Here is a 14763-nt window from a genome sequence, read left to right on the forward strand (position 1 = left end):
ATAACTTGGAATAGAGAGGGTGATAGTATGAATCGAGGCTTTTTTTATGTGAAATTCACAAGTGTACGTAAGTTAGTTTTATTTATTATTGCTACAGTACTAGCGACTTTCTTTCTTATTAGTATGATGGTAACTTCTATGAAAGAGACAAAGTCAACGTATTTATATAATTGGTTAAATGAGCTATCGATGAATGGTTACATGTACGTTCTTGGGAAAGAGAATCATTATTTTACACAAGAGTATCGAAATTTAAATCAGGATTTTTCGATTTCTTCTTTTCTCTTTTCGATGGCTACGAATATTCGTTTTAACGATGTACGCAGTTTTGTCGGCAAAGAGCTACCTGGTTTTGGTAAGTACGATACAGAAATTGTAATTGCGGGTGAAGGGACAAATTATTCTAACTTACCGATAGAGTCGAGCGTTCCACTTGAAGAAGTAGTAAAAGAACGGACTGGTGAAGGTGGACAGGCTCAAAAGCCAGATACGAACAAAGAGAAAAAGCAACCGGCTCAAACGACAGGAAAAAGACAAGTTGCGTTTATTTATCATTCGCATAGTTGGGAATCTTATTTGCCGTTACTTAATTTAGCAAACGATCCAAATGCGAATAAAGCGACCAGTTCTGTTACGAACATATCAATAGTGGGCGATCGATTTCGTGAACAATTAGTAAGCGAAGGGATCGGAGCTACTAACGATAAAACAGATATTGGTCAAAAGTTGATTAGTAAAGGGTTAAATAGTAATAGTTCTTACAAAATGTCACGGGAAATTGTACAAGAAGCAATGACTGGTAATAAAGAACTACAATATTTTTTCGACATACACCGTGATAGTGCTCGGAAGAATGTTACGACAAAAACAATTGGTGATAAATCATATGCGAAGCTTGCATTTGTAGTAGGGAAAGGAAACAAAAACTATGAAAAAAACTTGCAATTAGCAACGGCTTTACATGAGACGATTAGCAAGAAGTATCCAGGAGTGAGTCGTGGTGTCATTCAAAAAGGATTCCAAACAGGAAATGGTGTCTACAATCAAGACTTATCCGGGCAAGCGATATTAATTGAAGTTGGTGGCGTAGATAATACAGAGGAAGAACTAAACCGATCGATTGATGCCCTTGCTAAAGCGTTTGGTGAATATTTCTGGCAAGCAGAAAAAGTGAATGGATAAAGTGAAACATAAATGAGTGGAAGAGTTTGAAAAAACGTGAGTGTAATACTTACGTTTTTTTTGTCATGATGAGACGTCACAGAATAGACATAATTTGTCGTTGTTATAGTAATATCGAAATTTGTCAAATTATACTGGGAGATTTACAAAGGGATTTTCAGGAAAGTGGAGAAAATCTTTTTACAAGGAAAACTTTTTATTATGAAATTGGTAGGGTGATTGAAGTGATTAGGGAGATTAAAATAGAAGATGCAGCACCATTTTTGCAATTAAGTAAGCAACTAGATGAGGAAACGAAATTTATGTTATATGAACCAGGAGAAAGAAAATTTACAGACGAGCAACAAGAACAGATGATTCATCGCTTTATAGAAAATAAGTATGCAACAATATTGGTAGCAGTTGAAGATGAGAGAATAGTAGGGTTTATTTTAGTGAATGGAAATCATATTCAAAGAAAAAGACATGTAGCAGGTATTGTAATTGGTATTTTGCAAGAGTATAGCGGGCGAGGTATTGGGACGAGATTGTTTAAAGAGGCTGAGAAGTGGGCAAGATTACATGATGTATGGCGTTTAGAATTAACGGTAATGGCCCACAATACAAGAGCTCAGACACTATATACAAAAGCTGGATTTGAGAAAGAAGGTGTCAAAAGAGCTGCTCTTATTATCGATGGCGAGAACATCGATGAGTATGAAATGGCCAAATTATTAAAATAAGAGGTCGTTATATGAAAAAAAGATGGACACTACTTGGTATCGTAGCGATGATACTCATTGTTGGAGTAGCAGGAATCAATTATAAAATGTATAAGGATAAGCAGGCGCGTGAGGTAAATGTAAATAACATATTTCCGAAAGCGAAAGAAACGATTGCGAATATGGATGGAGATATTGCGGTAATTAGTAATCCAAATTCGATGCTTGTGCTTGTAAATAAAAATAGGCGTTTACCAGATGGGTATAGACCGCCAGATTTAGTTATTCCGAAAGTGCGTTACTCAAGTGAAGGTGATCAAGAAAAGAAAAAAATGAGAAAAGAGGCAGCAGGAGCGCTTGAGGAAATGTTTCAGCAAGCTGATAAGGAGGGCGTTTTTCTTTTTGCGGTTTCTGGATTTAGGTCTTTTGATCGACAAAAAGCATTAAATACGATGTATAAAAAACAAGATGGAGAAGTAAAAACAGCGATGTCTAGCGCAGTTCCTGGAACGAGTGAACATCAAACTGGTCTAGCTATGGATATTACATCTCAATCTGCTAAGTTTCAATTAGAGACAATTTTTGGCGAAACGAAAGAAGGGCAGTGGCTTTCTGAAAATGCCCATAAATTTGGTTTTGTCATTCGATATACAAAAGAGAAAGAATCGCTTACAGGTTATCGATATGAACCATGGCATGTGAGGTATGTGGGAAATCCACAAGCTACATATTTATATGAAAATCAACTGACACTTGAAGAAGTAACGCAGTGAAAAATTGAGGGGAGAGAAGGATTATGACGGTGTTATATAAGAAAAAAGTACACGCATATGTAACAAGAGAAAAAGAAGGAGTTATGCAACTGCTTGTTTTTAAACATCGTGATATACCTGAAGCTGGTATACAAATACCAGGGGGAACAGTTGACGAAGGGGAAACGTTAGAAGCAGCACTTTTACGTGAAGTACAAGAGGAATCTGGATTACGCCATTTATGCATAGAAAGATTCCTAGCCGATTACATCATACTTGTGAAAGACAAAAAAGAATATCAAAAGCGCCATTTCTTCCATGTAACGTTACTAACAGATGTAAAAGATGATTGGGAACATATTGTAAGTGCTGGTGAGGAAGATGAAGGTTTAGTATTTTGCTACGAATGGATTGATATTGCAAAATGCCCTGAATTAGCTGGGAAACAAGGGGAGTTTTTACATCTGTTAGAAGAAGTATACGTGCAATAATAATAGGGTCTGAAGCGAAGGTGAACTCGTTTCAGACTTTTTTTATTTTTCAGGAAATAAAAGGTTTTTACATTGGCAAGTTGAATTCTTTTACAGGGATTGTATTTGTATATACGAGGAGCGGAGAAAATGAACAAGTAATAGATACATGATATCAATAAAAGGCTTTATAGAAGGAGAATGACGATGGAGATTCAATTCAATGCACAATTACAAAAAGAATTAACAATTCATGATATACAAGCAGCGATGGAAGCTGGACAATTAACTTCAAAAGAATTAGTTATGTATTATCTTCATAGAATTGCAAAATATGATCAAGATGGACCAAAAATTAATTCTATTTTAGAAATCAATCCAGATGCCGTTTTTATTGCAGAAGCGTTAGATTATGAAAGAAAGATAAAAGGTATAAGAGGTCCATTACATGGTATACCTGTTTTACTTAAGGACAATATTGAAACGAATGATTCCATGCATACAAGTGCAGGTACGATTGCCTTGGAACAAAATATTAGTAGTGAGGATGCATTTCTCGTTACGAAACTGAGAGAAGCAGGAGCAATCATAATAGGAAAGACAAATATGACAGAGTTAGCAAATGCAATGTCTTTTGACATGTGGGCTGGATATAGTGCAAGAGGTGGACAAACAATAAACCCTTACGGTACAGGTGAGGATAATATGTTTGTTGGTGGCTCAAGTACAGGATCTGCGATAGCAGTTGCCGCTAACTTTACAGTATTATCTGTTGGAACGGAAACAGATGCTTCTATATTAAGTCCAGCTGTTCAAAACTCTGTAGTCGGTATTAAACCGACTGTTGGTTTAATTAGTCGTAGAGGCATTATTCCGTTCACGTATTCGCAAGATACAGCGGGTCCATTTGCTAGAACAGTAACAGATGCCGCTATTTTGTTAGGGAATTTAACTGGGGTAGATGAGAAGGATGTAGCTACTCATAAAAGTGAAGGTATAGCAGAACATGATTATACAAAATATCTTGATGTTAATGGCTTACATGGAGCAAAGATTGGTGTATATAGCAATGCGCCAAAAGATTATTATGAATCTGGTGAGTATGATGAAAAATTGTTTAAGGAAACAATTGAAGTATTGCGTAGTGAGGGAGCGGTAGTAGTAGAAAATATTGATATTCCGTCTTTTCATAGAGAATGGAGCTGGGGAGTACCGCTTTATGAACTAAAGCATAGTTTAGATAACTATCTTTCGAAATTATCTCATACTATTCCGGTGCATTCAATTTCGGAGTTAATGGAGTTTAACGAGAACATAGCAGAAAGAGCTTTGAAATATGGGCAAACTAAGTTAGAAGGAAGAAAAGATTTTCCCAATACGTTAAGGAATCCTGAATATATAAACGCAAGATTAGAAGATATATATTTTTCGCAAGAACAAGGTATTGACTTTACACTGGAAAAATATAATCTTGATGCAATTTTATTCCCTTCCTATATCGGCTCCACTATATGTGCGAAAGCAGGTTATCCGTCTATAGCAATACCGGCGGGATATATGGATAACGGGAGACCGTTTGGAATTACTCTTGCAAGCACGGCTTTTTCTGAGGGGATCTTGATTAAACTAGCATATGCTTTTGAACAAGCGACAAAACACCGGAAAATTCCGGGTTTGTCATAAATAGAATAAAGTAAAAAGGACAGGAGTTCCTGTCCTTTTTACTTTATTGATTACATCGAAATATCTTTCTGGTCGGTCTGATTATATTTTAATAGGCTAAAAGATAAACAAGCGGAACATAAAATAAGAAAAGCAGCGATGATATAAATCGTACGAACACCAAATAAATCGGTAATAATTCCAACGCTAAGCATAGAAAGACCAGAAGCTGTCGAGAGGAGTGCACCATGAGCTGTATACATTTTTGATAATAAAGTAGGAGCGACACTTGATTGTAGCACTGTCGTTTGAGAAATATCTCTAATTTGATAACATGGCCCCATTAGAACGCATAGAAAAAGCGCAATAAACCCGCTACTTGTCATTCCATATAAAAATGTAAGAATACTAAACATAAGAGAGCCTATCGCCATGGAGCGTATTAAATTGTTTTGAATGTATGTACTCATTTTCCACGCTAATATCCCGCCAATTAACGTCCCCACATAATAACTTGTATTAATATATCCCCACCATTCTTCGCCTTTATGAAGGACAGTCGTTACATAAGCCATCGTAATAGCACCGATCCATATCGTCCCTGCGAAAGTTTCAATTAAGTCCATACATGTAACGATACGGAGAGACGGGTTCTGAAATAAGAGTTTCCAACCTTCCAACAAAATAGCGCCTTTTGAAGAAGAAGGCTCTATTACTCGTTCATTATGTATGGAACGTAATGAAGCGTGTAGTGCAACACACCCAAAAATCATCAATATGTTATTCATCATAAGTGTAGAAGTAGCGCCGATAAGAAGAACAATAACACTTGTAAATGAATAAGCAGCGGCCTGCGCAATTTGTGTGGAAAAGGAAAAAATACTATTTACTTTTACTAATTTTTCTTTTCGTGTAAGGCGAGGTAGGATACTGTATAATAATGGTGCGCTCCAGCCGCTACATAATGAAATGAAAAAAATGAAAATGAATAGTGCTACAACGTTTGTGGACAGGAATGGGAATAATATCATTAATAAAAATAATAGAGCAGTTTTTGTCCATTGTAGTGTAAAAAGTAATGAATAAGATGGAAAACGATTCATGATAAGTGGTGCAGATGTATTTGCTATAAGAGTAGTTATGACTTGGAGTAATGGAAATAGAGCAGTTAATGTTGCTGATTTCGTTGTGATATACATATGGGTTGTAATAATCATGATGTATACGATGTCAGCGAGAGTAATGCATATTTTTGATCCTAAATAGTAAGTTAATGAACGACTATGCAACAAGCACACCACCTTCCTAAAAAATAATATTTTAGTAGTTAAAATAAGTATAAATTGAAAGTTAAATTTTCGAAAGAATTTCATTTTTTGTCGCTTTTTGAAAGGGATTTTCATGTATAATGAAGAATATATTAATATAGTATTTTAAAAATACTCATTATAACAGTGAATAGGTACAATAGCTTGTAGTAAGCGCCCATGTATAAGAAAGGGCGGATAAACCATTCTTTTCTTCATATACATATAGAAAATGAGAAAGAAAGTGAGGGTTGCATATGGCTGCTTGGGTAATTTGGTTTATAATAGCTGGTATTTTATTTATTGCGGAAATGTTATCGATTACGTTTTACATGCTTTGGCTTGGAATTGGAGCTGTTGTCGGAGGTCTAATTGCTTTATTTGCTCCTGATGCACTACTGTTACAAGTTATTGCTGGTGCGATTGTAAGTTTAACATTGACTTTCTTTACAAAAAGAATTTCAAAAAACTTTCGAGAAGCAAAAGGTTTTACTGATACAGTAGATTTGCTAGTTGGTAAAAAAGGGATTGTTATGCAAGCGATTACAAATGAAGCGAATGGTATTGTGAAGGTGGATGGAGATACTTGGACAGCTATTGCAGATGATCCAATTGATGCTGGAGAAAAAGTTATTGTTATAAAGAGGAATAGTACTATATTACAAGTGAAAAAGGAGAGTGAATAAATATGGCAGTAGCATTGACATTAACGATTATTTTCGCACTAATTGTTGTTACATTTATCGCATTAACAATTAAAATTATTCCACAGCAAAAAGTTGGAGTCGTTGAGAGATTTGGTAAGTTTCAGCGTATTATGCAGCCCGGATTAAATTTATTAATACCAATTGTAGACCGCGTTCGTGTATATCATGACTTACGTATTCAACAAACGAATGTACCACCGCAGAAGGTAATTACGAAAGATAATGTACAAGTAGAAATTGATACAATTATTTTCTATCAAATTGTGGAACCAGAACTTGCGACATATGGTATTTCGAACTATGAATATGGTGTTCGTAACATTACTTCTGCAACGATGCGCCAAATTATCGGTAAAATGGAACTGGATGAAACGTTGTCTGGTCGTGAAAAAATTTCAACAGAAATTCGCTTAGCGCTTGATGAAGCAACAGAAAAATGGGGCGTTCGTATTGAACGTGTTGAAGTTGTTGATATTAATCCGCCAAAAGATGTGCAAGCATCAATGGAAAAACAAATGAAAGCAGAACGTAATAAACGTGCGATCATATTAGAAGCTGAAGCCGCAAAACAAGATAAAGTCCTTCGTGCTGAAGGGGAAAAGCAAAGTAAAATATTAATGGCTGAAGGGGATAAAGAAGCACGTATTCGAGAAGCTGAAGGTATAAAAGAAGCAAAGGAACTAGAAGCGCAAGGGGAAGCAAGAGCGATTGAGGAAATTGCAAAAGCAGAACAAAATCGAATTGAATTACTTCGTGCAGCAGATTTAGATGAACGCGTACTTGCTTATAAATCATTTGAATCATTGATTGAGGTTGCGAAAGGACCAGCAAATAAAGTCTTTATTCCGTCTAATGCAATTGAGACGCTTGGTACTCTCGGGGCAATTGGAGAAATCTTTAAAGAAAAACAAGCGAAGAAATTGCCTCCTTCAGATACACCAAAAGAACAATAAGAGTGAAAAAGAGAAATGGGATGCCATTTCTCTTTTTATTTTTTATAGATTACAATGTTCATTCTTAGATTGATGGGGATTGCTTTATTATTTTGAAAAATTTTAATAATATGTTAAAATTTAACCTTGGTTTTAAGGAGAGAAGGGGGAATAAGATTGCAAATACTACTAATACGCCACGGAGAATCTGAAGCAGATATTTTACATGTACATGAAGGACGAGCTGACTTTGAATTAACAGAAAAGGGAAGACAGCAAGTGCAAAGGCTTGTACAGAAAGTGAAAGCAGATTTTTCGCCAGATTTCATTTGGGCAAGTACGTTAAAACGTGCTCGTGAAACGGGTGAAACGTTAGCTGAAGGAATTGGATGCCCAATTCAACTAGAAGAGGAATTAATGGAGTTTAATAACGGAGTGCAAGCTGGCTTATCTTTTGAAGAAGCAAAGAAATATCCAGAGCCAAAGTTTCTTCATGACCGTTTTGAAAACGGGGAATCATTTATTGAATTTAGAATGAGAATAGAGGGAATCTTTTCTAAAATCGTGACAGAGAATACATATGACCGAATTGCAATCGTTGCACATGGTGGTGTAATAAATAGTCTATTACGTGCATTTTTCAAAATGCCAATCTCAATGGATTATTATTTTAAAATGGGAGATACGGGAATAAGTTTAATTGAAATTGATGGCGAACAAAAAACGGTACATTTCATTAATGATACGAGTCATTTAGACGGGATGTAAAGACCTATGTACAAAGTAGTGTTCTTTGATGTTGATGGTACGCTTTTAAGTGAGATTGATAGAAGTATGCACGAAAGTACAAAAGAAGCGATACAAAGATTAATAGCTAAAGGGATTCACGTAGTTGTTACAACAGGGAGACCATATAGCTTATGTACGCAATTTATGGAACTAGGCATAAATACGTTTATTTCTGCAAATGGTGCACATATTAAGTGTGGAGAAACAGTCCTACATAAATCGGTACTTTCTAGTGAAATCGTTCATGATATCTCGAGATTTGCTGCATTACATGGTTACGGTATTTCTTATTTTACCGAGGATTTTGCAATGAACGGAATAGACTCGGATAATGAGCGTGTAATGCAAGCACTTAGCGAGACGTTGAATTTAGAGAAGTATCCTGAAAAAAGCAGAGATTTGTCAGAAGAAATCTATTGTTTATGTCTGTATGCTGATGAAACAGAAGCTCAAAAGTTTATTGAAAGATATCCATTACTTACGTTTGACCGTTTTCATAATTACGTTATAAATGTATTGGAAGATAGTAAAGTATCAAAATTAACTGCAATTCAAAAGATATTAGATCACTTAAACATTTGTAAATCAGAAGCGATTGCATTTGGCGACGGTGGAAATGATATTGAGATGTTGCAGTATGTAGGATTAGGTATTGCGATGGGGAATGGCGGAGAAGAGTTAAAAACAAGAGCTGATTTCGTTACAAAGAAGGCGAGTGAAGGTGGTATTTCCTTTGCCTTAAAGGAGTTTCGTCTTATTTAAAAATAATAGCTAGTCAGTTTGAAAAATCCTGTTTTAATTACAGGATTTTTTTGTCTAACAATATTCTTGCAATAAAAGGAAAAATGTGAGTATAATGAAAAGTAGTTAGGTAAGCTAATTAATTGAAGAGAAAGGAGAGTGAAGATGAATGGATTCAAAAAAAGATTCTCTTCCTTTAGGGATTGGGCCGTATGCTGAGCTAATAAAAAAGACAGCATCAGCGGATACGGATCCAATCGCAGCAAAAATTGGTTTGTTAATGTTATGGACGTCTGATAATGTTCTTGATTCTGTTGACGTTGATTTAGCTCCGCTTGGTATTTCGGAAAGTAAATTAGATTTTTTACTGTTGTTTATTTTACGTGAAATGGAATCCAATGGGGAAGAAGTGAATATGAGCCCTTCTGATATTGCGAGTCGATTAGGGATAACACGTGCTTCTGTCACTGGTCTATTAGATTGGATGGAGAAACGAGAGTTAATCGTAAGATTCCATCATTCTAAAGATCGAAGAAGATTAAAAGTGAAAATTACTCCAAAAGGAAAAGAATTAGTTACGCACTCTTTACCAACTTTTTGGTTATCTTGCGCTTCGTTAGTTGACGATTTTAATCAAGAAGAGCGTCAAGTTTTAGAAAGGTTATTAAATAAAATGCAAGTAAATATGCAGGTGAAATTAGGAGAAGGTAGGTAAATAAGTTGATTATAAGGGTCAACTTATTTATTTGGAAATATAATTAGCTTACCTTATTATATGTTTAACTAACTTTTGAGGTAGTCATACTTTTTACGATGTAATTAAAATAAGTAAGCGTGCTTTAGAGGTTTTAAATTGATAAAAAATTGTAATAAGGGAGAGATATTATGATGGAAATAGGAAAGGAAATAAATAGTGAAAAGAATTATACAATAATGACCGTTGTATTATGTTGGTCGGGTATGGTAGTGATGTCTAGCTTATATGTAACAATCCCTTTAATTGCACTATTTTCAGACCTTTTTAATGTTTCACTAGCACAAGCTGCAGCTACAGGCAGTATATTTTCTGTTGGCTTTGCTATAGGTTGCTTGTTATTTGGGGCAATCTCTGATAAATATGGGCGGAAGCAAGTAATCTTCATTGGATTACTTGCTCTGTCGATTATTTCGTTTTCCTTAGGATTTGTGGATAGTATATTTTGGCTTGTTATTTTTAGGGGCTTACAGGGTATTGCAGCAGCTACATTTTCTCCGGTAGCGTTAGCATACGTTGTAGAAATGTTTCCGGTAGAAAAAAAGGTTACAACAATAGGATTTGTTAGTACCGGTTTTTTAGTAGCTGGAATTGTAGGGCAGGTAATAAGTACGGTTGTTAGTCAACATTTTGGATGGCATATGGTGTTCTTTCTTCTTAGCGTTGTCTATATGATTACTGCTGTATGGATTCAGTATTCTCTTCCGAAAGGGGAGATATCTCAATCTTATACTGATATTTTGGGACCGATTAAACAGATGGGTAAAGTCTTTACACATAAAAGCTTAGTATTGAGCTATATGATTGCGTTTGTTTTATTAATGGCTTTTGTTAATATGTATACTGTTTTAGGGAATTATTTGAGCTCTCCTACTTATAATTTAACTGCAGAACAAATTCTTTATTTTCGCTTAGCGGGGCTAATTGGTATGATTCTATCACCAATTGCGGGTCGTTTAACGAAGAGGTTCGAAGTAAGGAAAGTTCTTCAAGGTGGATTGCTGGTCGCTATTTTTAGTCTAAGTGCAATGGGCTTTGTTTCGTATTTGCCTCTTCTTGTCATAATGAGTGTCTGTTTTGTAATAGGTATTGCTATATCCGTTCCGTCTTTAGTTTCTCTTGTTGGCCAACTAGGAGGGAAAGCAAGGGGAATAGCAGTTTCTATTTATACTTTTATTTTATTTTTAGGCACTAGTATAGGACCCGTCATTTCTATTTATCTTATGAAAATAGGAAGTTATGCTCAAACGTTTATTTTATTAGGAATGATACTTTTTATTGGTTTTATCGCTTCTCTATTTATAAACAACGAAAGTGTACTGGATAATGAATGAGTGGAAAATCACTCAAATAAAGCAATGTGAGGATCTTTTGTATGCTCACATAATAAAATATGAATTTGCCCACGATGATGATAAAAGTGTGCAACAATTTCAAGCAACCATTCAAAGCGTGAATAAGAAATACCCCAATAAGCAGTCTTAATTTCTGCTAATTGTTCATTGGAATAGGATAAAAAAGTTTTAGAAAGTAAATCGTAGCCCTGTATCATCGTTTGTTGTATTTGCGTAATTGTTTCGGGTGTTTGTTCTTTATAGAAAGTATGTAGTTGTTTTTCCGTAATCCCATTTAAAATGAGGAGATCTGCATGGCAAATAAGAGAAAGATGTGCACACATTTCAAATAAAGATCGCTTTGCGTGAATGGGTTGTATTTTTAATTCTTCTTCATTACATTGGTTAAGCATTTGAATAGAAGTATCAACAGCAACTTTAAGTTGATGCAAGGCAGATTCTACAAACATTGTAATTCTCCTCATCTCCGTATATAATAGTTTCTTAAGGGTATTATATCATACTCAAAATTCCGAAAATTCTAGTAGTTTGACTAGCATATTGAAAAGTATTATATTGTAAAAGGTCATATGAAACGTGAAATAGAATGGAATGCAATTATTGAGTTAGGAGTTAGACCAATGAGTTTGAAATATGGAAGAGATACAATTATTGAAGTTGACTTAAATGCAGTAAAACATAATGTAAAAGAATTTAAAAAACGAGTGAATGATGAAAATATTGCAATGATGGCTGCTGTAAAAGCAAATGGGTATGGCCACGGGGCAGTTGAAGTTGCGAAAGCTGCTATTGAAGCAGGAATAAATCAGCTTGCAGTTGCATTTGTAGATGAAGCGATAGAGTTAAGAGAAGCAGGAATTAACGTGCCGATTTTAATTTTAGGTTATACATCAGTAGCAGCTGCTGAAGAGGCAATTCAATATGACGTTATGATGACTGTTTATAGAAGTGAAGATTTACATGGTATAAATGAAATCGCAAACCGTCTTCAAAAGAAAGCGCAAATTCAAGTGAAAATTGATACAGGAATGAGTCGTATCGGTTTACAAGAAGAAGAGGTTAAACCATTTTTAGAAGAATTAAACCGTATGGAGTATGTAGAGGTAGTAGGAATGTTTACACATTACTCTACGGCAGATGAAATTGATAAATCATATACGAATATGCAAACAAGTTTATTTGAGAAAGCTGTCAATGCAGCAAAAGAATTAGGAATTCATATTCCATATATTCATAGTTCAAATAGTGCAGGTTCAATGGAACTAAGCAATACATTTCAAAATATGGTTCGAGTAGGTATTGGAATTTATGGAATGTACCCTTCAAAAGAGGTAGATCATTCAGTTGTTTCTTTACAGCCTGCGTTGTCGTTAAAATCAAAAATAGCTCACATTAAACATGCGAAGAAGAATCGTGGTGTAAGTTATGGGAATACGTATGTAACGACGGGTGAAGAATGGATTGCAACTGTACCGATTGGCTATGCTGATGGCTATAATCGTCAGTTATCTAATAAAGGGCATGCATTAATAAATGGAGTTCGAGTACCTGTTATTGGCCGTGTTTGTATGGATCAGCTTATGTTAGACGTTTCAAAAGCAATGCCAGTACAAGTTGGGGACGAAGTAGTATTCTACGGTAAACAAGGCGAAGAAAACATTGCAGTAGAAGACATCGCGGATATGTTAGGTACCATTAACTATGAAGTTACATGTATGTTAGACAGAAGAATCCCGCGAGTGTATAAAGAAAATAATGAAACGACTGCTGTCGTAAATATACTAAGAAAAAACTGAATCGTTATGATTCAGTTTTTTTATTTTTGGCAAATGAAAAATGCTCTATTTGTACCGTGTATTTGAATGTTTTTAAAACCTACAGATTCCAATGAAGAAATTATTTCTTCATTGGAATAACAAGCTTCCTCAAAAGAAAAGTCACTTCTTGTCCAAGCGTTATCTAGATCATGTTTAAATAGTATAAAGTTCATTTCTGCTTTTTTATTTTCATTATCATAGGAAGAATCAATCGTACAAACATATTCTTCCGCTGAAATATGAAATGAAGCAACCCAATTTTCAAGAAAACCTTTCTCCATATTCATATCAAATACGAATGTACCTTCGTTATGTAATACGGAGTAAACATTACGAAAAACACTTTTTAATTCATCTAATTTTAAAATATGGTTTAAGCTATCGCCAGTAGAGATAACATAGTGAAAATGCTTATTTATATTGAAATAACGAGCATCATCGACGATAAATGTTGCGTCTGGCGCGTTTTGACGTGCGTATTCAATCATTTGAGCAGAACCATCTATACCAGTTACTACAAAAGTATTATCAATTAATTTCTTAGTAAGGTGACCAATCCCGCAGCAAAGATCTAAAACATGAGAATGTGGTGGTGCATATTATAAAACGAGTTTTTCCAAAAGTAGATAGGAGTGTTCAGCATAATGCCCCCAATGTTTATTATAGATGTCTGCAAAAATATCATAATTAGAATAAATTAGTTTTTTAGACATATGTATTCACATCAAGATTCATTACATTATAGTAGTCATGCTTCGTTTTTATTTCAAAACCACATTGTGTATATAGTTTTAAAGCATTGTTATTTTTCGTTTCGACGTCTAATTCAATTGTTGATATTCCTTCTGAAATAAGGGTATATACCATATAACTAAGAATATCTTTTCCGTATCCTTTACCTTGATAAGAAGGATGAACGGCGAAGCCTGATAGTGTAGTAGATTGCTCTTGCTCAGAAACTGTAATCGTTCCTATCACTTTTTCGTCGATAAGAGCACTGTAAACTTGATGGGAAGGTGAATTCATCATCTTTTGTAACCATGTAGCGGTATTTTCTACTGAATCTCCAAAAGCTTTACTGGAAAGTTCAATAAGATCAAGAAGTGATGCTGAAGATGCAAGAGTGAGCTGTATAGTATTCTTTGTTGTTTTTTGCACTTCTTTTGCTTTGAACTCCATACTATATTCACTATATAAATAAAGTAACTTCATATGCTTTGCAAATTCTTTCCCAGAAGCAGACGCCCCATTTATAATAATGAGAGCTTCATCTGCTTTTCTTATTCGTATTTCTTTCATTGCGGTTTGTAAAAGAGTAGTGCCTATATGTTGTTTCCTATAGTTCGGATGAACAAACCCTATTAACTCCAGTTTTGTCGGTCTTTCAAAGTCATACATACTTAATGCACCGATTAATTGAGTATCGTCATAAAGTAGAAAATCATTTAACTCTTCATTATTACGAGCAGTTAAAAAGTTTACATGTAAATCTGACGAGTAATCAATTTCATCGTGTTGCCCACAAATATGAGCTAACTCTTTCATTTGCTGAATTTCGTTTGCTGTTAAAGATTTCTTTCGTTCAATATTCATT

At 34.9% G+C, this 14763-nt stretch carries 15 protein-coding genes and 1 pseudogene; 12 read left to right on the plus strand and 4 right to left on the minus strand.

What is annotated here, in order from left to right:
- Positions 1–27: 27 nt before the first annotated feature.
- The 5 genes from spoIIP to MR113_RS10540 all read left to right on the plus strand — a co-directional run bounded on the left by spoIIP (position 28) and on the right by MR113_RS10540 (position 4788).
- Positions 28–1182, plus strand: coding sequence for a stage II sporulation protein SpoIIP (spoIIP, locus tag MR113_RS10520; RefSeq protein WP_242254051.1), 1155 nt, complete (start codon positions 28–30; stop codon positions 1180–1182).
- 224 nt (positions 1183–1406) lie between these two features.
- A complete protein-coding gene (locus MR113_RS10525; protein ID WP_242254053.1) occupies positions 1407–1904 on the plus strand; it encodes a GNAT family N-acetyltransferase in 498 nt (165 codons plus the stop codon).
- Positions 1905–1915: 11 nt separating this feature from the next.
- Positions 1916–2656, plus strand: a complete 741-nt coding sequence (locus tag MR113_RS10530) for a M15 family metallopeptidase (protein WP_242254055.1) — start codon at positions 1916–1918, stop codon at positions 2654–2656.
- Positions 2657–2679: 23 nt separating this feature from the next.
- The gene (locus tag MR113_RS10535) at positions 2680–3126 is read left to right on the plus strand and encodes an NUDIX hydrolase (protein ID WP_242254057.1); all 447 of its coding nucleotides are present in this window, start codon (positions 2680–2682) and stop codon (positions 3124–3126) included.
- A gap of 186 nt (positions 3127–3312) precedes the next feature.
- A complete protein-coding gene (locus MR113_RS10540) occupies positions 3313–4788 on the plus strand; it encodes an amidase family protein (RefSeq protein WP_242254059.1) in 1476 nt (491 codons plus the stop codon).
- 50 nt (positions 4789–4838) lie between these two features.
- On the opposite strand, the gene MR113_RS10545 is transcribed toward MR113_RS10540, so the two are convergent.
- Positions 4839–6056: an MFS transporter gene (locus tag MR113_RS10545; protein WP_242254061.1), complete on the minus strand. Its 1218-nt coding sequence runs from the start codon at positions 6054–6056 to the stop codon at positions 4839–4841.
- Between the two features lie 275 nt (positions 6057–6331).
- Between MR113_RS10545 and MR113_RS10550 the strand changes: the two genes are divergently transcribed.
- The 6 genes from MR113_RS10550 to MR113_RS10575 all read left to right on the plus strand — a co-directional run bounded on the left by MR113_RS10550 (position 6332) and on the right by MR113_RS10575 (position 11331).
- Complete coding sequence (locus tag MR113_RS10550) at positions 6332–6760, plus strand: NfeD family protein (RefSeq protein WP_242254064.1); 429 nt, start codon at positions 6332–6334, stop codon at positions 6758–6760.
- 2 nt (positions 6761–6762) lie between these two features.
- Complete coding sequence (locus MR113_RS10555; RefSeq protein WP_242254066.1) at positions 6763–7734, plus strand: SPFH domain-containing protein; 972 nt, start codon at positions 6763–6765, stop codon at positions 7732–7734.
- A gap of 156 nt (positions 7735–7890) precedes the next feature.
- On the plus strand, positions 7891–8481 hold the full coding sequence (locus MR113_RS10560; RefSeq protein WP_097864404.1) for a histidine phosphatase family protein: 591 nt from the start codon (positions 7891–7893) through the stop codon (positions 8479–8481).
- Between the two features lie 6 nt (positions 8482–8487).
- The gene (locus MR113_RS10565; RefSeq protein WP_242254068.1) at positions 8488–9264 is read left to right on the plus strand and encodes a Cof-type HAD-IIB family hydrolase; all 777 of its coding nucleotides are present in this window, start codon (positions 8488–8490) and stop codon (positions 9262–9264) included.
- Between the two features lie 148 nt (positions 9265–9412).
- Entirely contained in the window at positions 9413–9958 is a 546-nt protein-coding gene (locus MR113_RS10570) for a MarR family winged helix-turn-helix transcriptional regulator (RefSeq protein WP_242254070.1), read from the plus strand.
- 173 nt (positions 9959–10131) lie between these two features.
- Positions 10132–11331, plus strand: a complete 1200-nt coding sequence (locus tag MR113_RS10575; protein ID WP_242254072.1) for an MFS transporter — start codon at positions 10132–10134, stop codon at positions 11329–11331.
- An 8-nt stretch (positions 11332–11339) separates the two neighbouring features.
- On the opposite strand, the gene MR113_RS10580 is transcribed toward MR113_RS10575, so the two are convergent.
- A complete protein-coding gene (locus MR113_RS10580) occupies positions 11340–11801 on the minus strand; it encodes a DinB family protein (protein WP_242254075.1) in 462 nt (153 codons plus the stop codon).
- A gap of 171 nt (positions 11802–11972) precedes the next feature.
- On the opposite strand from MR113_RS10580, the gene alr reads away from it, so the two are divergent.
- On the plus strand, positions 11973–13148 hold the full coding sequence (gene alr, locus MR113_RS10585) for an alanine racemase (RefSeq protein WP_242254136.1): 1176 nt from the start codon (positions 11973–11975) through the stop codon (positions 13146–13148).
- A gap of 20 nt (positions 13149–13168) precedes the next feature.
- On the opposite strand, the pseudogene MR113_RS10590 reads toward alr, so the two are convergent.
- Both MR113_RS10590 and MR113_RS10595 read right to left on the minus strand, forming a co-directional pair.
- Positions 13169–13882: pseudogene (locus MR113_RS10590) on the minus strand (class I SAM-dependent DNA methyltransferase).
- Positions 13875–14762: a GNAT family N-acetyltransferase gene (locus tag MR113_RS10595; RefSeq protein WP_242254076.1), complete on the minus strand. Its 888-nt coding sequence runs from the start codon at positions 14760–14762 to the stop codon at positions 13875–13877. The pseudogene MR113_RS10590 and the gene MR113_RS10595 overlap by 8 nt, the downstream one beginning before the upstream one ends.
- Position 14763 lies beyond the last annotated feature (1 nt).

It is taken from the genome of Bacillus cereus group sp. BfR-BA-01379, from assembly GCF_022663605.1.
In the GTDB taxonomy this organism is placed as follows: Bacteria; Bacillota; Bacilli; order Bacillales; family Bacillaceae_G; genus Bacillus_A; species Bacillus_A mobilis.

What these genes read in the sequence shown, in the direction of transcription:
- spoIIP (WP_242254051.1), top strand. Translation starts at nt 28, where the DNA reads ATGAATCGAGGCTTTTTTTATGTGAAATTCACAAGTGTACGTAAGTTA.
- MR113_RS10530 (WP_242254055.1), top strand. Translation starts at nt 1,916, where the DNA reads ATGAAAAAAAGATGGACACTACTTGGTATCGTAGCGATGATACTCATT.
- MR113_RS10535 (WP_242254057.1), top strand. Translation starts at nt 2,680, where the DNA reads ATGACGGTGTTATATAAGAAAAAAGTACACGCATATGTAACAAGAGAA.
- MR113_RS10540 (WP_242254059.1), top strand. Translation starts at nt 3,313, where the DNA reads ATGGAGATTCAATTCAATGCACAATTACAAAAAGAATTAACAATTCAT.
- MR113_RS10550 (WP_242254064.1), top strand. Translation starts at nt 6,332, where the DNA reads ATGGCTGCTTGGGTAATTTGGTTTATAATAGCTGGTATTTTATTTATT.
- MR113_RS10555 (WP_242254066.1), top strand. Translation starts at nt 6,763, where the DNA reads ATGGCAGTAGCATTGACATTAACGATTATTTTCGCACTAATTGTTGTT.
- MR113_RS10565 (WP_242254068.1), top strand. Translation starts at nt 8,488, where the DNA reads ATGTACAAAGTAGTGTTCTTTGATGTTGATGGTACGCTTTTAAGTGAG.
- MR113_RS10570 (WP_242254070.1), top strand. Translation starts at nt 9,413, where the DNA reads ATGGATTCAAAAAAAGATTCTCTTCCTTTAGGGATTGGGCCGTATGCT.
- MR113_RS10575 (WP_242254072.1), top strand. Translation starts at nt 10,132, where the DNA reads ATGGAAATAGGAAAGGAAATAAATAGTGAAAAGAATTATACAATAATG.
- MR113_RS10580 (WP_242254075.1), bottom strand. Translation starts at nt 11,801, where the DNA reads ATGTTTGTAGAATCTGCCTTGCATCAACTTAAAGTTGCTGTTGATACT.
- alr (WP_242254136.1), top strand. Translation starts at nt 11,973, where the DNA reads ATGAGTTTGAAATATGGAAGAGATACAATTATTGAAGTTGACTTAAAT.
- MR113_RS10595 (WP_242254076.1), bottom strand. Translation starts at nt 14,762, where the DNA reads ATGAATATTGAACGAAAGAAATCTTTAACAGCAAACGAAATTCAGCAA.